Origin of the sequence: Campylobacter parajejuni (genome assembly GCF_046764905.1) — a bacterium.
GTDB lineage: Bacteria > Campylobacterota > Campylobacteria > Campylobacterales > Campylobacteraceae > Campylobacter_D.
In genome coordinates, this window is the sequence record NZ_JBKORB010000007.1 from 40,328 (window position 1) to 63,004 (window position 22,677).

The following is a 22,677-nucleotide window of genomic DNA, read 5'->3' on the forward strand; positions in this document are numbered from 1 at the left end:
TTTAGCTAGAATTAAATTTAGTCCCATTTTTGTCGATTTACAAAAATAACAAAAAAGGTAATAAAATGAAAGAAAAAATGATAAATTTTATAAAAAAAATCAAACCCCTGTCAAAAGCCGCTTTTTTCCTAGTTTTTAGCTTGGAATTTTGCTTTGCCAATGCTAATTTTAAGCTCATAAATCTTCAAGATGTGCATAATGAGGGCTTTAGTGGCAAGGGTGTGGTTATAGGCATTCTTGATTCTCCTATTAAAAAGGACCATCCTAGCCTTAAGGATAATTTTTTAGGCGAGGCTTTACCTGTGGGTTATACACCCAATTTTCAGCAAGAAACACACGGCACTCATGTAGCAGGTATAGCTGTGGGTAAATTTCAAAACCCTTCTACGCCTTATGGGGTAGCTTATGATACTCATTTTTACTCTCTTGCCAGTACAGTTTCAAGTGGAACTCCTATTAACACTTATGATTATTTCAAGGATAAAAGCGAAGTAAAAATCATTAATAACAGCTGGGGCTATAATTATTTCCCTTTTCAAAATAAAAAAATAGACCAAGGCGTTATTAGTGATTTGGTAAATAATATCAATCAAGTAGAACAATTTGTCCTACAAATAGCTTCTTCAACCAAAACCCCCATCTCTTCTTTGACAAAACTAGCCGATGAAAGACATGTTTTATCCGTCTTTGCAGCGGGTAATGAGGGTATGCTCTCAGCCGGACTTGCTCCACTTTATCCCTACTACAATGGCGATTTGCCTTCGTGGCTTGTTGTGGGGGCTTTAGATTCTGCGAATATTAAGCAAAATGGTTCAAAATGGGAAGTTTCAAGCAAGGGTGTAGCAGATTTCAGCAATGCCTTTCAAGGCTCAACACTTTTTTCCTTAATGGCACCGGGCTATGATATTAGCTCTGCTAATTCAGCAGATAATGGCTACACTAGCAAAAACGGCACTTCTATGGCAGCTCCTTTTGTAAGTGGGGTAGCAGCCTTAGTGAGTGAAAAATATCCTTTTTTAGACGGCAAACAAATTGCAGATGTGCTTTTAAGCACGGCAAATAATGATTTTTTAGTTCCTAAACTCACCGTTAAACTCACTCGTTTAGATACCAACACTCAGCTTTACACCATAGTTTATATTGATTCTCCTGTGCCAAATGATGAAGCTACTCTTAAAAAAGACTTAAAAGATAGTGGTTATAGCGATGCGGAGATTAATGAATTTTTAGCCAAGCCTAACACCCATCAAGGCACTAATGGCAGGATAAGTCTTAGCAAAGAACAGGTCTTTGGACAAGGCATTTTAGACGCTAAAAAAGCTATGCAAGGACTTGCTTTAATCGATATTAACCGCCTAAATGATGATTCCTTGCTGGTTTATAAAAACGAAGCTAAGGCAGCTTATTATACTCTAGATACGCAAAATACTGACGCTGTATTTAGCAATGATATTAATCAAAGAAAATGGGATGATAAGTATCATTTAGCTACTGCTTTTAATGCTCCTTTTGAGCTTGATAGTAGTTTTGATGCGGGTTTTATCAAAAAGGGACAATCCACCCTTACACTCACAGGAAATTTAAACTACAAAGCCCCCACCCTAGTCAAAGAAGGGCATATGAAACTTGTGTTAAAGCCTGATAAAAGCGGTGGGACTATTACCCTAAGCAATGTTTATGTGGAAAAGGGTGCGAAGCTTAGTGGAGATGGCAAGATAGAAAAGAATTTACACAATGAAGGCATAGTAAGACCGGGCAAGGAAGACTTAAGCCATCTTAGCGTAGGCGGGACTTATAGCCAAGAAGGTGCTGATAGTAGTTTGCAACTTGATTTTGATACAAGGGGAAATTCTATGCTTATAGCAAGTTCATATGATATAAAAAGCGGTAAGCTAGAATACCTACCCCTTCAAGGCGAATTTTATCCTGCTAAAAAGCCTGTAACCATAGAGCTTGGGGGACTTAAAAACAGCCTTCATCATTTTAGCTCTGTGGGGGTGCTAGATAGCAATTCTCTTGATTTTGTGTTAGATGAGGATAAATTAAGTATCAATAAGCTTGACATTATCCCTGAGCTTAAACCTAATGCTTACAATACCCCTAACAGCACCGCAGGAGCAGTGCTTAGAAAAATCCGCTCCAGTGCTAATTTAACTCAAGCTTATGAGAATTATTTTGGCTTTTTAGATACGGCTAATGCTAAGGACTATGAAGCGGGTATAAGAAGCATTGATTCTAATGCTTATTTGCATAATAATGTTGAATTTATCAACGAACAGCAAAAATTCGTGCAAAATAATTTATTTTCTAATCTCTCATCCTTTAAAACAGCTTCGCAACCCGTTTTATTTGCCAGTCTTTTAAGCGATGTGCCTTTTGATTTTTATGAAGAAGAAAAAAATCATCTTTTTTATCTTGCGCCTCATTTTAAAAAATATAATGGCAAGGATTATGATGGCACACTCACAGGCTTTGAATTTGGCGTGGCAAATTCCTTAGGCTCTAATTCCGTGCTTAATCTCAGTGCGAATATAGCTCGCTCAAAGCTTGAATTTAGCGAAGCGGATTTTAAGAGCAATCATTTTAATCTTGGTGCAAATCTTAATGCGGATTTGGAGTATTTTCGTTTCTTAGGTGGTTTGGCTTTGGCTTATGGAAAAAACGATATGCAAAGAAGGCTTTATGCTAGCACACAGAGCTTTGATGCGAGTTATGATAATGTCGTTTTAAGCGGGGGTTTGGGTTTGGCTAAGGATTTTAGCTTTTATGCTTTTAATATTGCGCCTTTTTATTATTTTACCCATACTCTCATTCATCAGGGTGCTTTTAAGGAAAATGATGGTATTTTTTCAAAGTCTTATCAAAAAGTAAATCACAATACCAACACCCTAATGCTAGGCGTAAATACGAGCTATGAGTATGATTTTTCTCAAATTAATGCCCTTTTTGCTTATGAAAGAAGACTAAGTGGCAAGGTTTTTAAAAATAAGGTAGCTTTTAAAGACTTTAGCGATGAGCTTTTTACGCAAAATTATCATTTGGATAAGAATTTGTTTCTTTTGAGTTTGGCTTATAGCTGGGAAATTAGGAATTATTTTTTCGGCTTTGATTTAAGGCAGGAATTTACAAATAAAGACTATAACATCGGCTCTAAACTGAGTGCGGGATTTAAATTCTAAAGCGGTAGTTCGGACTTTATCGTCATTGCGAGAAGTCGCAAGAGTAATCCATCAGCCTTTGCGTCTGCTCTTAAATTTAAAGGGATTACTTCAATTTGATTAACCAAATTTCGGGGTGACAATGCTATCCGTTATTACGAGTGAAACGAAACAAACTATACCAAAAATTAAAGCAGATTGCTTCAGCCCAAAGGCTTCGCAATGACGGACTTAGGCTCAAAACCTTTTGTAATAAAAACAGATTTAAATTTCACACTTGATTTAAATCAATGTAAGTCTTCTATATTTTTCTCACCCTAATAAATAGTATTTTTTTGCTTATTAAAACTACATAAGAAACTTTAAAACTTTTTAGTTTTTACTAAAGGTAACTTTTTGTTTCTAAACTTTACCTAATTGAAGTAAATTTTTTAATTCTTAAGTTTTAATTAATTTTATATAATCTACAATTATTTCAGTATAGAATAATTTTTAAGGAGTGGAAAATGAAAAAAATGAATATCTCGACAAAAAGAGAAAAATTTGGGCGTCAATTAATTTATAGATATGGATACTACTTTAAATGATGGCTTTTTTAAATTCTAATCGCCGTTTCCACGAGTGTATGCCAAAGGAGTGTCATGCAATATACGATACTCTAAAGCTAATGGAAAAACAGGAAGAAAAAGAAAAAGATATAAAAAAAGTTGAAGTAAAAAAAGACACCAACGATGTTCTAGATACAGATATTAAGAACAAAAATGACAAGCTTTTAGATATATCTGCTTAATTTATTTCACACAAATTCATCTAATTAGTGCGAATTTTAATCTTTAATAAGCCGATGGTAGTTTTAAGGAACTTGCAAAATAATTTAGCTAAGGATTTTAAATGAAAAAGATTTTTACTTTATTGGTTAGTTCTGCCTTTGCTGAAGGTTTTTTAGCTAAGGTAACTAGGGGTGCTTTAAGCGATACAAGCCCGGGTGTAAAAAACTCAGCCTTGAATAGAGTATATAAGATTAATTCTAATTTGGGTAGCAATTCTATTGTTAGAGAAATGCCATACAGATACGAACAACAACTGAAAAATGGAATGGGTTTTTAAAATGTTAAGCGTTAATTTTGGTTCTTATAATTCTAACATTGCTTTAAATCGTCAAAATTCTAAGAATGAAGTTTTAGGTTATAAGGTGGATAATAAGGGCTATTTTACAAGTGATTTTAATGAAGCAGCAGGAATTCCAAAAGATTATAAAATCCACTCAAGCACTATGCAAAGCTTTCTTAAAACGGAAGCTAATGGCACTTTTCAAAGCTATAAAAACATAGATATAGCCAAAACCTTAGGCAATGCTTATAAAATAGTCTCTCAGCTTTTAGAAAAATCTCATGAGCTTTCTTCAAAACAGAGCTTTAGCAAGGAAGATTTGGCAAATTATTTTCCACAAAATTACAGAATAGACAAGCAAAGTGGCGAAGTTAAACAGCTGTATTCCTATGATGAAGTAAAGCAAATTTCGCAAAGTGGGGGTTTTAAAAATATTTCTAGTAATGAAAGTATAGTTCCTAGTTTTTTCACTATGGATAATGAGCAAGGTAGCACTCCAAAGCCCTTTGATACAAATATTTTAAGCAAGGGCTATTTTAAAATAGATGCGAAGCAATACACAGATGAGAATGGAAAATTAACAAAAGCAGGGCTTTTAGTGGGGTTTTTAAGCAAAAATGTTCATACGGGAATAACTCCTAAACCCCTTATTTCCGGCGAAACAACTATATGGGGCAAAATTCAAGGACTTGATGAGAGCTTAAGCCAAAGTGAAGTGAATTCTTTGGATAAAGCACTGAGTGGAACTTTAAATTTGACAAATCCTAAGGCTGTCGCAACTTTTTTAGAAGCTATGAATGACACTGATATTCAAAGCTTTAAAGAAAAAATGCAAGAGCTTAAAAGTCCGCAAGATAATAATGGCAAAAGCATTATGGAGCTTATAGAAGAAGTTATAGGCAAACATTTAAAATTGCTCTTAAATAATGAAAACAAAGTCAAAAGGTCTTTGGATATGAAGGTGTAGAGTGTAAAATAACCCTAAAGCCTTTTCATTATTTTATTCATAGTGGTTTTAAAAATATATGGCAAAAAGAAACAAAATAAATATTAAGCTACTAGGTTACTTTGCCGATATGATTTGCAAGGAATAAAAATGATAAATAGCCTAAACTCAAATTTAAACTATGATTATAACACTTCAAATTTTAAACAAGATAAAAATATTGACTTTAAAATCAACAAACACGGAGTAGCCGTTATAACAGGAGAAGGTGCTTTGCCTTATCGTGGAAAAAAATTTGAGTATAATCCCAAAATATTCGGACTTGATGAAAGTATTAGCAAAAAAGATATGCAAGAATTTAACAACTTTATGAAGTCAAATGCTTTAAAAGACCCCAATAAAATAGAAAAATCCCCTTTAAAAGATTTTAATCCTGCTTATACAAAATGGGACCCAACTACGGAGAAAATGATGTTAGGTTTTTTTGTTTCTTATTCTAAGATGTTTCATTTAGGCTACGACATCATCAAAAAAGCAGATGAATTTTATAAAGAATTTGACGCACTTATAAGTAAAGATTTAAGCTTAGATGAGTTTAAAACTAAATACATAGATTTTAAGCAAAGACACGATGAATTTGTGAAAGAATACGAAATGGCTATGGGCGATAAAATGTTGCTTTCTAGTGATGATGAAATTATCACTCAACAAAGTGAAAAACCCTTCAAAGCCATTCAAGCAGAAAGCAAAAATAAAGAAACTTATAAAGATAATAATATAAGCAATGAATTCCTAAAAAAGCTTTTAGAAAATAGCTTTAATAAGGCTAAAGAATTAGAACTTCTTTTGGGTATAAAAATAAGTGATGATAATGAAGCAAATCAAATCCTTACTCAAAAGAATTTACAAAATAAAAGTGTGGATATAAGGGTGTGAGAATTATGGTGTCATTGTGAGCTTTACAAGGCAAAGCGTGATAATATTGTCATTGCGAGAAGCTGTCAAGCTTCGTGGCAATCTATACTTAGAATTTAAGCAGATTGCTTCAACTCTAACGAGTTTCGGGGTGACAAAATTGGCTCTAATCAAATTTTTTTGCTCCAAGCATTACTTTTGCTTTACAAGTCGCACAGCAGTAAAGTGTTTTGATTTTATCCTCATCGTTGCCAAACTTAGACTTCATTAAATTGGCTATTTTTTCTACGGCTTTTTTAGTTGCAAATTCCTTGCCACACTCTATACAGGCAAAAAGTTCATCTTTAGCCATCACTTGATACTCAAAATAAGCAGGTCTAAACTCCATTCCACTACGCACAAGCTTTAAAGTATCTTTTTCAGCACAACTTAACTCACAATACCCACAAGTCGTGCAAAGTGCGGCATTAAATTTCAAAGCATTTTCTTTAGCATCAGCGACTAAAGCACCCACATTACAAGCACCCACGCAAGAAAGACAAAGGGTGCAAGTGTTAGGATTAAGCTCTATTTTACCATATCGCAACCACTCACCACTTTCCATACTGCCAAAATCTTCATTTGCAATCATTTTTTGCATTCTTTGGGCGAAATTTTCCCTTGTAGTTAGGGTATTGTTATGAAAATCAAATTTCAAATTTTCTATGAATTCTTGCTCTTTTAAAACATTTTGCAATTCTTTTTCATCTTTGGCGATAAAAACGGCTTTTTTTCCAAATTTTCTTTCAAAAAAAGTATTTAAAAGCACAGTAGCCTCATCACTACCACGAGATACAAAATCCGTATAAAAAACCAAATTTGCCCCACTGCTTTGCAAAAGTGCCAAAAAATGCGTAGCCGAAAGCCATTTTTCGCCCTCTATCATAAAAGGCAAAACATCTTTTGGTAAGCTAAAATTTAAATTTTCCAAAGGCATTTTTTTAGGGACAATCAAAACCTTCTTATCTTCATAAAACCCACAAAGTGTAAAAAAACTCGTCCTTGGCATAGGAGCATAATCAAGCGAACCACTAGGACACACGCTAATACATCCTCCACAACCCAAACAATCAATTTGTGAAAATTCCAAATGTTTTTTTTCATCATCTTTTAAAATCGCTGTTGTAGGGCAAATTTCAGCACATTTAGCACAATGCTCACTGCGTCTTTGATGATATTGGCACACACTAGCATTGTAAGTAATATAAGTTTTATAAGTATAATTTGGACTTTTGCTTTGTAAAAATTCTAATAATTCTTCAAGATTTTTGAAAGTTAAAAGATTATAACACCCACTTTGTCTTGTAAAATCCTTACGCACAGCCTTTAAATCTTCAGCCTTAAAAAGCAAAAAATCAAAATCAAGTTCTAACTCTTCGCCTTGATTTAAAACCACAGCACAAAGCTCACCCACACTTCCAAAAACGGCTAAAATTTCAGCACTCTTTAAAGCAATGACCCTAAAACCCCGCTCTTTTAAAAACTCCATTGTTTTAGCATCACTATCAACTAAAATAATGCGGTTTTGCACTTTTTTATTTTGCTCTAAATCAAGTCCCAAATCATAAGCATTTGCCCTAGCTTCATAAAGTTTTAAAACATTTTTGCCTTGCTCTAAAATTGAATCTTGAGAATTTTTAAGATAAAAATTAATCTCAGGGGCGTAAATTTGTGCTTTTTGATTTTTATCATTGCAAATAAATACTTCCTTATCGCTTGTTTGCTCTAAAATTTCAATCATATCAGGCAAAGGGATTAAAACATCATTTTTCACATAAACAAAATCTTGCATTATCTTCCTTAAAAACATCATTTTGTAAATTCTATGTTAAAATAACCCAATATTTTCTTAAGGCTTAAGATGAACAAATTAAAAACTTTTCCACAAATTAACACCCTTATCAATGATGAAAGTTTAAAATCCCATCCCTTTTATATCAAGGCTTTCTTTTGCAAAAAAGTTGTGTCCAAATTTAAAGAAAATAACACTCAAAATGTAAGTTCCAAAGAAAATTTGCTTTTAGAAATTCAAAAAGAAATCAAAGCCTTTTACCAAAAAGACTTACAAAGTGTCATTAATGCAAGCGGAGTGGTTATACACACTAATCTTGGCAGAAGTGTGATTGATAAAGAGCTTTATAGGGCGTGTGAAGAGGTGCTTTGTAATTATTCTAATATAGAATTTAATTTGCAAAGCGGCAAAAGGGGTTCTCGCTATGCCTTAGTGCTTGAAAAGCTTAAAATGCTTTTTGAATGTGAAGAAGCTTTAGTGGTAAATAACAACGCCGCAGCTGTTTTTTTGGTGCTAAATTCTCTTTGCTTTGATAAAGAAATTATAAGCTCAAGGGGGGAGCTTGTGGAAATTGGAGGAAGCTTTCGCATCCCTGAAGTTATCAAAGCTGCGGGCGTAAAACTCACTGAAGTAGGCACAAGCAATAAAACCCATTTAAAAGACTATGAGAAGGCTATCAATGAAAACACAGCCCTAATCCTAAAAACACATAAATCTAATTTTGCCCTTATGGGTTTTCACAGCGAAGTTCATATCAAAGACTTGCATTGCTTGGCAAAAGATAGGGGGCTTTTGAGTTATTATGATTTGGGTTCGGGTTGGTGTGAAAATTTAAACAAAAAACTCATTAAAAATGAACCCAAAATAAAAAAACTTGTGCAAGAATGCGATATTTTGAGCTTTAGCGGAGATAAACTCTTTGGAAGCGTTCAAGCTGGAATCATACTTGGCAAAAAAGAACTCATAGAAAAACTTGGGCAAAATCAACTCTTAAGAATGCTAAGAGTGGATAAACTTACCCTAGCCTTTTTAAACGAGAGCTTAAAGGCTTATTTAGAAAAGGATTATGAGAAAATCACCAGCTTAAAACTTTTAAATGATGATTTATCTTTTATAGAAGAAAAGGCTTTAAAAACGCAAAAAGAATTGAAATTTCAAAGCGAGTTAAAAAGAAGTAAAAGTTTAGTAGGTGGGGGTTCTATGCCTGATAAAAGTTTGGATACTTGCGTTTTAGCCTTTAAAGGAGCTGCTTTAAAGCTGCAAGATAAATTTAGAAGTCAAAACATCATAGGACGCATAGAAAATGATGAATTTGTCCTTGATTTTAGAACGATAAGGGAAGAAGAAATTCAAAAACTCATCTTCAAAATCAATCAAATGGAAAACTTATGAAATCCGTCATTATAGGCACAGCAGGACATATTGACCACGGAAAAACTTCTCTTATTAGAGCTTTAAATGATTTTGAAGGCGATACCTTAAAAGAAGAGCAAGAAAGACAAATCACTATAAATTTAAGCTTTTCAAATCTTAAAATAGGGGATAAAAATCTTTCTTTTATTGATGTTCCCGGACATAAAGATTTGCTTAAAACTATGGTAAGTGGAGCTTTTGGCTTTAGTGCTTGTTTGTTTGTTGTGGATATTAACGAGGGTTTAAAAGAGCAAAGTTTAGAGCATTTAGAAATTTTACAAATTCTCAATGTTAAAAATATTATTTTAGTGCTTAGTAAATGCGATTTGTGTGAAGATTTAGACAAAAAAAGTTCGCTGATTTTAGATGAATTAAAAAAGCTTGATTGTCCTATTTTGAAGGTATTTCATACAAGTATAAAAAATAATCAAGGCATAGAAGAATTAAAAAACTATCTCTACACCCTAGAAAATAAAGAAAATGACGAAGGACTTGTTTTTCGTTATTATATCGATAGGGTTTTTTCTTTAAAGGGCGTAGGCACTATTGTTACAGGAAGTCTTAATGAAGGAAGCATTGGCTTAAATGAAAAAATCATTTGCTTAGATACCCAAAAAGAACTTCTTGTTAAAAACATACAAAACCACGATACAAATTTAAAACAAATCAAAGCTTCTAGCCGCGTAGCCTTAAGCTTAAATTGTGATTACAAAGAGCTTAAAAAAGGTTATTTGCTGAGTAAAAAAGGTTATTTTAAAGCCTTTAAAGAATGCGATGCCTTAGTGAGTGCAAAAAATTTACAAAATAGCAAAATGATTTTTTGCGTGGGTTCAAAACAAATCGAATGCAAACTCAATATCTTAAAAAAACTAGAAAATAATGAATTTTTCGTGCATTGTAAATTCGATAAAAATATGTTTTTAAGTTTTGATGAAAATTTTATTTTATTGCAAAATAATCGCGTTGTAGGGGGTGGCAAAGTTTTAAATCCCTTAAGCGAACCTTTAAAAAAAGAACAAAAAAATAAATTTTTAATGTTTTTAAAAAACAAAGATTTTAAAGCCGCTTTTTCTTTTTTAAAAGATACGCACAAATACGGCTTTGGCTTACTTTCAAGCTATCAAAGATTTAAGCTTTCCCATCAAAAAGCCTTAGAATTAGCAAAAGAATTGAATGAAGTTTTTGTCGATGAAAAAAATCTCAATGTTTATAGGCTGCAAAGCTTAGAAGAGATTAAAAAATTTATAAAATTCATACTTGAAAAAAACCCTTATGCTATGCTTTCAGCACATTCTTTGGCTTTAAGGATTGCTTGGGCGAGTGAGAGCTTTTGTAAGCTTGGTTTAGACCAGCTGTCTGATTTACTCAATTTTCAAAATGGAAGTTATTTTAAAAAAGGCATAGATTTTGAAAAACTTCAAGAAAAAAACAATAATGAAATGTATGAAATTTTAAAAAAACAAGGCATAAAACCCCAAGCACCTTATAATCTTTACGACTTTTTAGAATTAGATAGAAAAAGCGGAGATGATATACTCAAAAAACTTACGCAAAAAGCCCTAGTCATAAGACTTTCGCACAATCTTTTTGTCGAAAAACAAGCCCTTGACAAACTAATGCAAGAATGTCTAAATTTGTTAAAAAACCAAAAACTTGATGTGCAAAGTATGAAAGAACATTTTAATCTTTCAAGAAAATATGCTATTGCGTATTTAGAATACCTAGACCGCTTTCCTCAAGTTAGCAAGGAAGCTGAAAAAAGGTTTTTAACCAATATTTAGAAAATCATTATAAAATTAAACATAAATTTATTTAAAGGATTTTAAGCTATGAAAAAATTAAGTTTAATTCTTGCTTGTTCGGCATCTTTATTTGCTGCGAGCAATTCGCAAATCAGTGATTTTTATTCAAAAAGCATTAAGGCACAATTTCCAAATGCCACTATCAATGTGGGTGAGCGTCAAAAAATAGGAAATACGGGCTTTGAAAGTGTTATTGTAACGATTGAATTAAATGGTCAAAAACAACAAAATATTCTTTTTACGAGAGATAATATTATTGTTCCTGATCTTATCGACTTGAAAACTGGAATTTCTTACGCCCAAGAATATGAAATGAAAAAATTTCAAGAAGCTAGGGAAAACTTCGCAAAAAATGCTAAAGCCGTGGCACAAAAAGAGAGTATGGTCGTTGCTTTAGGCGATAAAAATAAACCCGCTATTTATGTTTTTTCAGACCCTGAATGCCCTTATTGTAGAGAGCATTTAGCACAAATTGAAGACGAGCTTAAAAACTATCAGGTTAATTATATTTTAACCCCGGTGCATGGTAAATCTGCTTTTGAAAAATCTGCTTTGATTTATAAAGAAACGAAAAAAGCGAAAAATGATAAAGAAAAAATTGCGATTTTAAATAAATATTACGATGCAAATATCAAAACTTATCCAAAAGTAAGCGATGCGGAATTAAAAGAAGTCTTTTCTTTATATGAAAAATATCGCTCATTGGGTCTTAGTGCTACCCCAACCATCATAAAATAGCCTGCTAATGACTAAATTTACTTTAATTTTAAGCTTGTTTCTAGCACTCTTTATGAGTGCTTGTGCTAATACAAGCTTGATACAAAGCTCTATTCAAACAAGCAATGAAGGTATTTTCATCAAATCACAAAAACAACAAAGCTTTAAAATTTCCTTTCAAAATCCTAGCCAACTTCAAACTACTCTAGATAGAGATTTAGCTCTAAAACTTAAAAATTTAGGCTTAAGAGAAGTAAAAGATAATGCAGATTATGAAATTTTAATCAATCTTGTGGATATGAAAAAACATTCCTATGCTCAAAAAATCACAACTTCAGCAAGGTTTTTTTATGATTTTGACCCTTTAGAAAGCGATGGAGAATGGTTGGTAGAAAACTATTATACTATGCAAGTTAATTTACAAATCAATTCCAAAAATCACGGACAAAAAACAAGCCTTCTCGCAAGAACAGCCTATCTTAGTAATAAAAAACGCTGTCAATTGTCTTTAGAAAATAAGATTATAAATCAAATAGTAAGCTTTTTTTATTTTTAAGCATCAAGAGCAAGAAGCTCTTGATATGAAAATTAAGCAAAATGAGCTTTGATTTGCTCTACCCAAGCATCAATTCTAGCTTCGGTTTGGTCTTCTTGATTGTCATTATCAAGTGCAAGTCCTACAAATTTGCCATCTACGACCGCATCACTTGATTCAAAAGTATAACCATCAGTTGAAACTTCTCCTACTAAAGTCGCACCCGAATTTTTTAAATTTTCAGCTAATTTACCCATACCACCGCAATAAGTATCAGAATAACTCTCACTATCACCCATACCAAATACAGCCACTGTTTTTCCGCCAAGACTAAGTCCTGAAAAATCAAAACCATCCCAATCATCTTGCAAATCACCACTTCCCCAAGTTGAAGTTCCGCAGATTAATTTATCATAAGAATTAATCTTAGCCGCATCAATATCAGCAATATTTAAAACATCGCTGATTCCAAGCTTTGAAGCGATAGTATTCGCTGCACCTTCCGTATTTCCCATAGCACTTCCGTAAATTACTGCTACTGACATTATTTTCTCCTTATAAGTTGATTTGATATTTTATACGGGACTAATTTTAACATAGTTTTGTTTAAATCATACAAAAAATGTTTTATTTCAATGAAATGTGTGAAATTTTTATTACGTGGACAAACTATATAAAATTTCTCAAAATTGTTTTCTTTTATTAAAACTAAAAACTTATGAATTTCATTTTCAATTTCTAAATTATGCGTATTAATTTCTTTGCAGAGTGGCAATATGGCAAATTTCTTATCGATTATGATAAGGTCGCCATTTTGATTTATAATCTTCCCATTATTTTTAAAAGAAATTTTATCATAGACATAAGAACTAAACAAATTTTGTGCATCAAAACAAATACCATAAAAATAAATTCTTAAAAGTTTTAAAAAGTCATTTTTTTTAGATATTTTCGTATTGAAAATCAAACTTTTTCTTTTTGGAAAGCAAGAAGCATACATACTAAACTTAGCGTTTATATTTTTGATTTTGCTAAAATGAATATGTATTATATCATATAAAAAATTTTCAAATATCATTTTTAAATTCTTAGCACTTCTTGCGTAAAAAAGTGGGATTCTTAAAGTTTCATCAACACTAGCATTATATTGGGTTAAAAAATTTATCCTAAGTTCTTTTTTGCTTAAAGAGCTGTAAATTTGTGGTATAAATTCTTGTTTATCATCGAATCCAAATAGCATTTTCAACCCTTGTAGCAGGAAAATTCTTTATCGAGATTAAAAATTTTACAATACTCACAATACACACAACTCACGCTTCTTTTTGCACAAACTAAAGGAATTTTGCGTTTTTTAGCTTCGCTTTTAATTTTTTTCATAGTATTGTGATTTAAAAAACTCGTTAGCATAACTATACATTCTGTATCACAAGGAATGGGTTTGCGATTGACTCTATTTTCATTGCGTGCATCCCAATGTTCTATTTTTTTAGCACCTAAATCCTGTAAAACAGCCCTAATGGGAGTGATTTCATCCGCACCGATAACCAAAACTGACATAGCTTCTCCTTTGTGATTTTTTATATTTTGATAATTATTATTATAATATAGAAAAACTAAATTTATTTTGAAATTTATTATCAATAATATGCTTTTCAGTTAATTTTAATTTTTAATAGATATAATTTTTTAATTAATAAAAATTATTATTTAAGGAGAAAACAATGAAAAAACTAACCAATGACTTTGGTAATATAGTTGCGGATAATCAAAATTCGCTTAGTGCGGGTGCAAAAGGTCCTTTACTTTTACAAGATTATATCTTACTTGAAAAACTTGCTCATCAAAACAGAGAAAGAATTCCAGAAAGAACGGTCCACGCTAAAGGAAGCGGTGCATACGGAGAGATAAAAATCACTGCTGATTTATCCGCTTATACTAAAGCAAAAATATTTCAAAAAGGAGAAATAACTCCTCTTTTTCTACGCTTTTCAACCGTTGCAGGTGAAGCAGGTGCAGCCGATGCAGAAAGAGATGTGCGTGGATTTGCCATTAAATTTTATACCAAAGAAGGAAACTGGGATTTAGTGGGAAATAATACTCCAACTTTTTTTATTCGTGATGCGTATAAATTTCCTGATTTTATCCACACTCAAAAAAGAGACCCAAGAACTCACTTAAGAAGCAACAATGCAGCTTGGGATTTTTGGAGTTTATGCCCTGAAAGCTTACACCAAGTAACCATTCTTATGAGTGATAGAGGAATCCCTGCAAGCTATCGTCATATGCATGGTTTTGGAAGTCATACTTATAGCTTTATCAATGATAAAAACGAAAGATTTTGGGTAAAATTTCATTTTAAAACCCAACAAGGCATTAAAAATCTTACCAACAAAGAAGCCGCTGAACTTATAGCAAAAGATAGAGAAAGTCATCAAAGAGACCTTTACAATGCTATAGAAAACAAAGACTTCCCAAAATGGAAGGTTCAAGTTCAAATTTTAGCTGAAAAAGATACAGAAAAACTTGAATTTAATCCTTTTGACTTGACTAAGGTTTGGCCACATAACATTGTGCCTTTGATAGATATAGGCGAAATGATTTTAAATAAAAATCCACAAAATTATTTCAACGAAGTAGAACAAGCTGCCTTTAGTCCAAGCAATATAGTTCCGGGTATTGGCTTTAGCCCTGATAAAATGCTACAAGCTAGAATTTTTTCATATCCTGATGCTCAAAGGTATAGAATAGGAACAAATTATCATCTTTTACCTGTCAATCGTGCCAGAAGTGAAGTCAATACCTACAATGTCGCAGGTGCTATGAATTTTGACACTTATAAAAATGACGCAGCTTATTATGAGCCAAATAGCTATGATGGTCCTAAAGAAGATAAATCTTATCTCGAACCTGACTTAGACCTAGAAGGTGTAGCCCAAAGATACGCTCCACTGGATGAGAATTTTTACACTCAACCTAGAGCCTTGTTTAATCTAATGAATGAGAGTCAAAAAAATCAACTCTTTTCTAATATCGCCGCTTCAATGGAAGGTGTGGAAGCTAAAATCATCGACAGAGCTTTAGGACATTTTGAAAAAATTTCGCCTGATTATGCCGTGGGTGTAAAAGAAGCTTTAGGAAAATAATTTTTACTTGCCACTTTTTTAGTGGCAAATTTAAGATTATTAATGATAAAGGAAATACAATGATAGCTCTTAGTTTAGAAGAAGAAAAAAGATTTGCCGAACTTTGTAAAATGGCTTTTAATTTTGCAAGAAATGATGAATGTGAAAATCTTAAAATTATGATAGAAGCGGGTTTAAATGTGAATTTAAAAACACATAAAGGCGATACTTTGCTTATGTTAGCTGCTTATAATAATTCTTATGAAAGTGCTAAAATGCTTTTAGAAAAGGGTGCTAAGGTCGATGAAAAAAATGATAGGGGTCAGACTCCTTTGGCTGGAGTTTGTTTTAAAGGATATTTGCCTATGTGTGAGCTTTTGGTTCAATATGGAGCTAATATCGATGAAAACAACGGCTTAGGAATGACGCCTTATGGTTTTGCTATTATGTTTGGACGCAAGGATGTAGCGGAATTTTTACTTAAAAAATCCAAAAAGAATTTTCTCAAAAGAATAAGTTTAAAAATACTTCAACTTGTAAAAAGGTCCTAATTATTTTTTAAATTTTTTCAGATACCTATAAACACTAGGTTCTGAAATTTTTAAGAATTTTGCCACAATTGGAACTGCTCCTTTGATGTTAAAAATACCTTTTTCATATAATTTTTTAGCAATTTCTTCTTTTTGCACTATGCTTAATTGATAATCAGAATTTAAATAGCTAGAATCCACACTTTGAATCAAAATATCCTCTATGGAGTGGCTTAGCGTTTCTACATTAGAATCATTTTGAGAAAGGTTGATATTCCCTAAAATTTCGCTCATATCTCCAATTTTTTCCAAATCAATCATTTTACATATTAAATCTCTCATAACACTAGTATCATGATTGATACACAAAATACCTACTAATCTATCATGATTTTTAATAAAAAAAGTAGAACCCCTGATTAATTTTGACTTCCCAACAAGAGCCTTATAATCACATAAAAAATCTTTTTCTAAATATTTTTTATTCTGTATAAGCTCACTTGCAAAAGCAGTCAAAGGCGAATCTAAATTCCTTCCGCTGATGTGATTATTAGCAATAGCTGCAAGATAAGCTCCATCTTCTGTAATCACATGAAAAACTATCTCATATTGCTCACCTAAAACTTCTCCTAAGAAATATGTCAATTTTATAAACTGCTGTTTTTGTCCCTCATCCATAAAATTACCTTAAAGAAATTTTTACATAAAATTTAGAGCTCAATTTTACTCTTTATACTTTAAAATATTTCTTAAAAATAAAATTTTATTATTATGATAATAAACTATTGACAAATTATTATTGTAGTGATAAAATACATTCAATTTATATTTAACAAAGGAGAATTTATGTCAAACTATCCAAAGGCTATAGGCCCATACTCAGCTTACAGAGAAGCAAATGGACTTTTATTCATATCAGGACAACTTCCTATCAATCCTGCTTCAGGTGAAATTGAAAGTTCCGACATTAAAGAACAGACCCGACAATCTTTAAAAAATATCGGTGCTATCTTAGAAGAAAATGGTATCAGTTATGATAAGGTGATTAAAACCACTTGCTTTTTAGCTGATATTAATGATTTTGTAGCCTTTAATGAAATTTATGCTGAATTTTTTAAAGCTCCTTATCCAGCAAGAAGTGCTTTTGCAGTAAAAGATCTGCCAAAAAAAGCTAAAGTAGAGATAGAGATTATCGCTCAAAAAGGATAAAACATGCTAGGTATTGTTTTTTCCTTATTTAGTGTTTTTTTACTTGTTTTTATGCTGTATAAAAAAATCAATGCTCATATGGCATTGCTTTTAAGTGGTTTACTTTTGCTTTCTTTAGCTGGTATTTTCGGACTTTCTCCACACATAGTCGCTAAAGGTTCTTTAAATTTTGGCTTTTTTGATATTTTTCAAGTTTTTAATCAAACTATGTCAAACACCTTAGCAGGACTTGGACTTACTTTGATGTGTATTGCGGGTTTTTCTGCTTATATGGACCATGTTGGGGCTTCTTATGCACTTTTTAAGGTATTTGAAAAACCTTTAAAAGCCGTCAAATCTCCTTATGTTTTACTCATAGTTGCTTATTTTATCGTGCAATTTTTAGTTCTTTTTATCCCATCTCACGCAGGTTTAGGACTTTTACTTATGGTAACTATGTATCCTATTTTAGTTCGCTCTGGAGTTTCAAAGCTTTCCGCATTAAGCGTCATTGCGATTTGCCAATATATTGACCACGGACCGGGAAGTGGCAATGTAATTATGGCTTCAAAAGTAGCTGAAATTGACCCTGCAATTTATTTTGTTCATTATCAACTTCCTACAACCTTGCCTATTATCATAGCTGTGGCTATTGCTATTTATCTTTGTAATAAATTTTTTGATAAAAAAGATAATTTTGTTTTTAATGCAGAAGAAATAGAAAAAGAGCTTAATGAAAACAAAGGCAAAGAAGAAGAGCTTAAAAAACCTCCTAGAATTTATGCCATTTTGCCGATAATTCCTTTGGTTTTAATTTTAGGTTTTAGCTCTGTGCTTGATAGTATTTTAGTCTTAATGGGCATAAGTAGTGCTGAAGAAGTCAAAGCAGCAGCCAGCACTGCCATTAAAATGAATGTTCCAGTAGCAATGGTCATTTCAACCTTTGTAGCTATTATTTTTGAAATGATACGCTATAAAAGCATAGTAGAAACCCTTAATTCTATTATGATTTTCTTTAAAGGAATGGGACATTTGTTTGTCATCACCGTTTCACTTATCGTTTGCGGTCAAGTATTTGCAAACGGACTTTTATCCGTAGGTTTTGTGGATACTTTAATAGGTCTATGCAAAGATGCGGGATTTGGGGTTTTGGCTATTATTATCGCCGTTTCAATCTTGCTTGCAGTTTGTGCTTTCTTAATGGGTTCAGGAAATGCGGCATTTTTCAGTTTTGCCCCACTTATCCCCAATATAGCCAAACACTTTGGCGTTGAAACTATTACTATGATAGCACCTATTCAAATTATGACAGGTTTTGGAAGATGTGTTAGCCCTATTGCACCCGCGATTTTAGCTATTTCAGCCATTGCAAAAGTAAGTCCTTTTGCTGTAGTGAAAAGAACGGCTATTCCTATGCTTGTAGCGGCTATTGTAAATATTATTATGACTTATATCTATCTTTAAAAGGAGAAAAAATGAACTCAAAAACTAAACTTATCCATTGTGGCAGAGGCAATCAAAGTGCTGAAGTAAGACCGGTAAATCCTACACTTATGCGTGCATCAACCATACTTTTTAAAAATCACGCAACTTGGCAAAAATACAGGGATTTAAGAAAAACGGACCGTGTTTTAAGCTATGGGGCAAGAGGCACTACAACCAATTTTGAGCTTGAAAAACTCATCTGCACTTTAGAAGGTGGTCATAGAGCCCAACTTTTCCCAACAGGACTTGCAGCATTAGCTATGGTGCTTTTAAACTATGCAAGTAAAGATGCGCATTTTTTAATCACCGATGCAATTTATGGACCTGTTAGAACCATTTGTGAATTGTTTTTAGAGAAAATGGGCGTTGAAATTGACTTTTTAAAAGCAGACGCAAGTGATGTGGAAGAAAAAATCAAAGCCAACACCAAGCTTATCCTATGTGAAAGTCCGGGTTCTATACTTTATGAAATCATAGATTTACCAAAGCTTTGCAAAATCGCACATTCACATAATATCCCCGTAGCTATTGATAATACTTATTCAAGTGGATATTTTTTAAATCCACTTGAGCTTGGCGTAGATATTTCGGTTATCGCTGCTACAAAATACCTTAGCGGACACTCTGATGTAACTATGGGTATAGTGGTGATTAATGAAAAAGAGTGGAAAAATTTCGACAAACTCCCTGAAGCTTTGGGCTTAACTACAAGTCCTGATGATGTTTATTTAGTGCTTCGTGGTATGAGAACTCTAGATATTAGAATGAAAGCTCACGAAAAAAGTGCTGATGAAATTGTAGAATTTTTACAAAACAGAAAAGAAATTAAAACAATTTTCTACCCTAAGCTTAAAACCCACCCAAATCATGAAATTTTTATGCGTGATCATAAAGGTGCAAATGGTATGATTACCATAGAATTTACAGAAGCTTATAGCAAAGATGATGCTATTAAATTTGTGGATATTTTAGAATACTTTTCCATCGGTGCTAGCTGGGGTGGATATGAAAGCTTGGCTACGGTAACTACTCCACCTAGAACTGCAACAGATTGGAGTACAAGAGGACCATTTGTAAGATTTCATATAGGTCTTGAAGATACTAAAGATTTGATTGCTGATTTGACACAAGCTTTTGATAGTATTAAAAAATAAGGAGATAAAATGACAGGAATTAGCGTATTTGATCATAGACTACTAGCAGATTCATGGAGTACGCAAGATATGCGTGCTATTTTTTGTGAGCAAAACCGCATACAAAAATGGCTCGATGTTGAAGCAGCTTTAGCAAAAGCACAAGCAAAACTTAAAATCATTCCTAAAAAAGCAGCTGATGAGATTGCAAAAAAAGCTCATTATAAATTTATGGATATGGACTTTATCTTTGCTGAATTTAAAAAGACTAAACACCCTTTAGTTCCGACCGTTAGAGGATTAGAAAAAGCTTGTGATGAGGGTTTGGGTGAATTTGTGCATTTTGGAGTAACCACTCAAGATATCATCGATACAGGGCTAATCTTGCAGTTTAAAGAAGCGATGAATCTTATAAAAAGTGAGTTAAAAGCTATAGCAAAAGCCTTAGCAAAACTTGCTAAAACACACAAAAACACCGCTATGATGGGAAGAACTTTAGCACTTCAAGCCTTACCTATTACTTTTGGGCATAAAGTGGCTATTTGGTTAAGCGAACTTGAGCGTCATTTTGAAAGAATACTTGAGCTTGAAAAAAGACTTTATGTGGGCAGTATAGTAGGTGCTGTAGGAACTAAAGCGAGCTTAAGTGATAAGTGTAATGAAGTAGAAAAACTCACTTTAGAAAATTTAAAACTTCAAACGCCTAATATCTCTTGGCAGAGCGCACGCGACCGCTTTATAGAGCTTGGCTTTGTGCTAGGCAATATCAACGCAACCTTTAACAAAATCGCTCACGAAATTTTAATCCTTTCACACAATGAAATCGATGAAGTTGCCGAACCTTTTGGCAAAGGACAAGTAGGCTCTAGCACTATGCCACACAAAAGAAATCCTGCGGTAAGCGAAAATGCAGTTACAGTAAGCAATGCCTTTAAAGCAAATTTAGCCATTTTAAGCGATATAGAAAGACACGAACACGAAAGAGATGGTCAGGTTTGGAAAATGGAATGGAAGCTTTTACCTGAAATGTTTTTAATGCTTTCTGTAGTTTTAGCAAATATGAAATTCGCTCTTAGTGATTTAGAAGTCAAAAAAGATAAAATGCTTAAAAATTTAAATACTCTTAATGGCTTTGTTTTAGCAGAACGCGTTATGTTTGCATTAAGCAATCATTATGGAAAACAACATGCCCATGAAATCGTTTATGAGAATGCTATGCTAGGCATCGAAAAACAAAAAACCTTTAAAGAAGTTTTATTTGCAGATAAAAGAGTATCTAAGGTATTAAAAGAAAAAGAAATTGATGCCCTACTTGATGCAACAACCTATGTAGGATACGCACCAAAACTTGTAGATGAATTTTTGGCAAAAATCAAAAATAGTGCTATTTTAAAATAGGAAAAACTATGTTTTATAGTGAAATTTTAGCGGATTTTATGGTTAGTCTCCGTTATGAAAATATCCCTAATGCAGTGGTTCAAAGGGCTAAAGAGCTTATGCTTGATAGCCTTGGAACAGCTATAGCAGCAAGCAAAGAAGAATGTGTTTTAAATGCTTTTAAAGCTTTTGAAAATTTAAGCACAGAAAAAAATACCGCTGTTTGGGTAAGCGATAAAAAACTAAGTCCCTTATATGCGGCTATGCTTAATGGGGTTGCAACTCACGCTTTGGATTTTGACGATACGCATACAGAAGCGATTTTGCATGCAAGTGCGATTTTAACTCCACTTTGTCTAAGCTATGGTTTTCATGTTAGCAAAGATGCGAAAAAAATCATCAAAGCTTTTATAGTAGGCTGGGAAGTTGCAGCTAGAGTAGGAATTGCAAGCAAAGGCACTTTTCATAAGCGTGGTTTTCATACTACTGCTATTGCAGGAATTTTTGGAAGTGTGAGTGCAAGTGCAATTTTACTGGACCTTAAAAAAGAACAAATTATCAATGCCTTAGGACTTGCAGGAAGTTTTGCAAGTGGAATCAATGAGTTTTTATCCAATGGCTCTAATTCAAAAGTTTTACATATTGCCAATGCTATCAAAAATGGGATTATGGTAGCTCATTTTGCGAAAAATAATATGAGTGGGCCTTTAAGTATCTTTGAAGGTAGGGATAATATCTTTAAATGTTTTGGCGTAGAAGAAGAATGCGATAAAACAGAACTTGGCAAGGCTTTAAGCGAAATTTGGCAAACTATGCAAGTTTCTATAAAACCTTATCCAAGTTGTCATTTTGCTCATGGGCTTATTGACTGTGCTATTGCTTTAAAAAATGATGGTTTAAAAGCTGATGAAATTAAAAGCATTCGTTGTTTTGTAGATGAAGTTCCTATTTCTTTTATCTGCGACCCTTTAGAAGCAAAATATACTCCAAATAGTGCTTATGAAGCTAAATTTTCCATGCCTTTTTTAATGGCTTTAGGATTCTTTGATGGTAAAATCACTCTTGAAACTTATGAAAATTTAAAACGCAAAGAAGTGTTAGAATTTGCTAAAAAAATCACTTATGAAAAAAGAAAATCCGGGGGCTTTCCAAAGTATTTTCCCGGACATTTAGAAGCTAACTTGCAAGATGGACGAATAATCCAAAAGGATGTTTTTATCAATAAGGGTAATTTTGACAATCCTTTAAGTTTTGAAGAATTAAAGGCTAAATTTTTAGCAAATACACAAATTTATCTTGACAATACTCAGGCCAATAAAATCCTAGAGCAAATCACAAATTTAGAAAATTTAAATCATTTTTCTTTTTAAATATTTATCCTTCTTTTAAGCTAAGAAGGATAAATTCATTACATT

The 22,677-nt window shown here is 32.8% G+C and carries 21 protein-coding genes; 16 read left to right on the top strand and 5 right to left on the bottom strand.

The genetic code is table 11. The features are described from left to right. Positions 1-65 precede the first annotated feature (65 nt). From ACLL8X_RS07275 to ACLL8X_RS07295, 5 genes are all read left to right on the top strand, one after another. Entirely contained in the window at positions 66-3,179 is a 3,114-nt protein-coding gene (locus ACLL8X_RS07275) for a S8 family serine peptidase (protein ID WP_411990263.1), read from the top strand. A 562-nt stretch (positions 3,180-3,741) separates the two neighbouring features. Continuing rightward, complete coding sequence (locus tag ACLL8X_RS07280; RefSeq protein ID WP_411990264.1) at positions 3,742-3,948, top strand: hypothetical protein; 207 nt, start codon at positions 3,742-3,744, stop codon at positions 3,946-3,948. A 101-nt stretch (positions 3,949-4,049) separates the two neighbouring features. Continuing rightward, positions 4,050-4,265 carry a hypothetical protein gene (locus tag ACLL8X_RS07285; protein WP_411990307.1) on the top strand — a complete coding sequence of 72 codons (216 nt, stop codon included), beginning with the start codon at positions 4,050-4,052 and terminating at the stop codon, positions 4,263-4,265. A gap of 1 nt (position 4,266) precedes the next feature. Continuing rightward, positions 4,267-5,235 carry a Cj0814 family flagellar-dependent secreted protein gene (locus tag ACLL8X_RS07290; RefSeq protein ID WP_411990265.1) on the top strand — a complete coding sequence of 323 codons (969 nt, stop codon included), beginning with the start codon at positions 4,267-4,269 and terminating at the stop codon, positions 5,233-5,235. Positions 5,236-5,364: 129 nt separating this feature from the next. After that, positions 5,365-6,150 (top strand): hypothetical protein, encoded by a 786-nt coding sequence (locus ACLL8X_RS07295; protein ID WP_411990266.1) that lies wholly within the window; start codon positions 5,365-5,367, stop codon positions 6,148-6,150. Between the two features lie 145 nt (positions 6,151-6,295). On the opposite strand, the gene ACLL8X_RS07300 is transcribed toward ACLL8X_RS07295, so the two are convergent. Further along, positions 6,296-7,960 (bottom strand): 4Fe-4S dicluster domain-containing protein, encoded by a 1,665-nt coding sequence (locus ACLL8X_RS07300; RefSeq protein ID WP_411990267.1) that lies wholly within the window; start codon positions 7,958-7,960, stop codon positions 6,296-6,298. Positions 7,961-8,029: 69 nt separating this feature from the next. On the opposite strand from ACLL8X_RS07300, the gene selA reads away from it, so the two are divergent. From selA to ACLL8X_RS07320, 4 genes are read left to right on the top strand one after another with little or no spacing between them, the layout of a single operon-like run. Then, positions 8,030-9,352, top strand: a complete 1,323-nt coding sequence (selA, locus tag ACLL8X_RS07305) for an L-seryl-tRNA(Sec) selenium transferase (RefSeq protein WP_411990268.1) — start codon at positions 8,030-8,032, stop codon at positions 9,350-9,352. Continuing rightward, positions 9,349-11,154, top strand: coding sequence for a selenocysteine-specific translation elongation factor (gene selB / locus ACLL8X_RS07310; RefSeq protein WP_411990269.1), 1,806 nt, complete (start codon positions 9,349-9,351; stop codon positions 11,152-11,154). The genes selA and selB overlap by 4 nt, the downstream gene beginning before the upstream one ends. A 48-nt stretch (positions 11,155-11,202) precedes the next feature. Next, positions 11,203-11,913: a bifunctional thiol oxidoreductase gene (locus ACLL8X_RS07315; RefSeq protein ID WP_411990270.1), complete on the top strand. Its 711-nt coding sequence runs from the start codon at positions 11,203-11,205 to the stop codon at positions 11,911-11,913. Between the two features lie 7 nt (positions 11,914-11,920). Then, positions 11,921-12,448, top strand: a complete 528-nt coding sequence (locus ACLL8X_RS07320; RefSeq protein ID WP_411990271.1) for a hypothetical protein — start codon at positions 11,921-11,923, stop codon at positions 12,446-12,448. A gap of 32 nt (positions 12,449-12,480) precedes the next feature. Here ACLL8X_RS07320 and fldA read toward each other — a convergent pair whose 3' ends face one another. From fldA to ACLL8X_RS07335, 3 genes are read right to left on the bottom strand one after another with little or no spacing between them, the layout of a single operon-like run. Next, on the bottom strand, positions 12,481-12,972 hold the full coding sequence (fldA, locus tag ACLL8X_RS07325; RefSeq protein ID WP_411990272.1) for a flavodoxin FldA: 492 nt from the start codon (positions 12,970-12,972) through the stop codon (positions 12,481-12,483). Then, positions 12,972-13,667, bottom strand: a complete 696-nt coding sequence (locus ACLL8X_RS07330; RefSeq protein WP_411990273.1) for a hypothetical protein — start codon at positions 13,665-13,667, stop codon at positions 12,972-12,974. The genes fldA and ACLL8X_RS07330 overlap by 1 nt, the downstream gene beginning before the upstream one ends. 2 nt (positions 13,668-13,669) lie before the next feature. Then, positions 13,670-13,984: a DUF2325 domain-containing protein gene (locus ACLL8X_RS07335; RefSeq protein ID WP_411990274.1), complete on the bottom strand. Its 315-nt coding sequence runs from the start codon at positions 13,982-13,984 to the stop codon at positions 13,670-13,672. 164 nt (positions 13,985-14,148) lie between these two features. Between ACLL8X_RS07335 and ACLL8X_RS07340 the strand changes: the two genes are divergently transcribed. Both ACLL8X_RS07340 and ACLL8X_RS07345 read left to right on the top strand, forming a co-directional pair. After that, positions 14,149-15,570: a catalase gene (locus tag ACLL8X_RS07340; protein WP_411990275.1), complete on the top strand. Its 1,422-nt coding sequence runs from the start codon at positions 14,149-14,151 to the stop codon at positions 15,568-15,570. A gap of 59 nt (positions 15,571-15,629) precedes the next feature. Beyond that, positions 15,630-16,100: a Cj1386 family hemin-binding protein gene (locus ACLL8X_RS07345; protein ID WP_411990276.1), complete on the top strand. Its 471-nt coding sequence runs from the start codon at positions 15,630-15,632 to the stop codon at positions 16,098-16,100. Here ACLL8X_RS07345 and ACLL8X_RS07350 read toward each other — a convergent pair whose 3' ends face one another. Further along, positions 16,101-16,757: a helix-turn-helix transcriptional regulator gene (locus ACLL8X_RS07350; protein WP_411990277.1), complete on the bottom strand. Its 657-nt coding sequence runs from the start codon at positions 16,755-16,757 to the stop codon at positions 16,101-16,103. A gap of 168 nt (positions 16,758-16,925) precedes the next feature. Here ACLL8X_RS07350 and ACLL8X_RS07355 point away from each other — a divergent pair, with 168 nt between their 5' ends. The 5 genes from ACLL8X_RS07355 to ACLL8X_RS07375 are packed head-to-tail and all read left to right on the top strand — an operon-like array spanning position 16,926 to position 22,632. After that, on the top strand, positions 16,926-17,288 hold the full coding sequence (locus ACLL8X_RS07355; protein ID WP_411990278.1) for a RidA family protein: 363 nt from the start codon (positions 16,926-16,928) through the stop codon (positions 17,286-17,288). Between the two features lie 3 nt (positions 17,289-17,291). Further along, a complete protein-coding gene (gene dcuC / locus ACLL8X_RS07360) occupies positions 17,292-18,731 on the top strand; it encodes a C4-dicarboxylate transporter DcuC (protein ID WP_411990279.1) in 1,440 nt (479 codons plus the stop codon). Positions 18,732-18,742: 11 nt separating this feature from the next. After that, on the top strand, positions 18,743-19,906 hold the full coding sequence (locus ACLL8X_RS07365) for a trans-sulfuration enzyme family protein (protein WP_411990280.1): 1,164 nt from the start codon (positions 18,743-18,745) through the stop codon (positions 19,904-19,906). 9 nt (positions 19,907-19,915) lie between these two features. Then, positions 19,916-21,283, top strand: a complete 1,368-nt coding sequence (gene purB, locus ACLL8X_RS07370) for an adenylosuccinate lyase (RefSeq protein WP_411990281.1) — start codon at positions 19,916-19,918, stop codon at positions 21,281-21,283. Between the two features lie 8 nt (positions 21,284-21,291). Continuing rightward, positions 21,292-22,632 carry an MmgE/PrpD family protein gene (locus ACLL8X_RS07375; protein ID WP_411990282.1) on the top strand — a complete coding sequence of 447 codons (1,341 nt, stop codon included), beginning with the start codon at positions 21,292-21,294 and terminating at the stop codon, positions 22,630-22,632. Positions 22,633-22,677 lie beyond the last annotated feature (45 nt).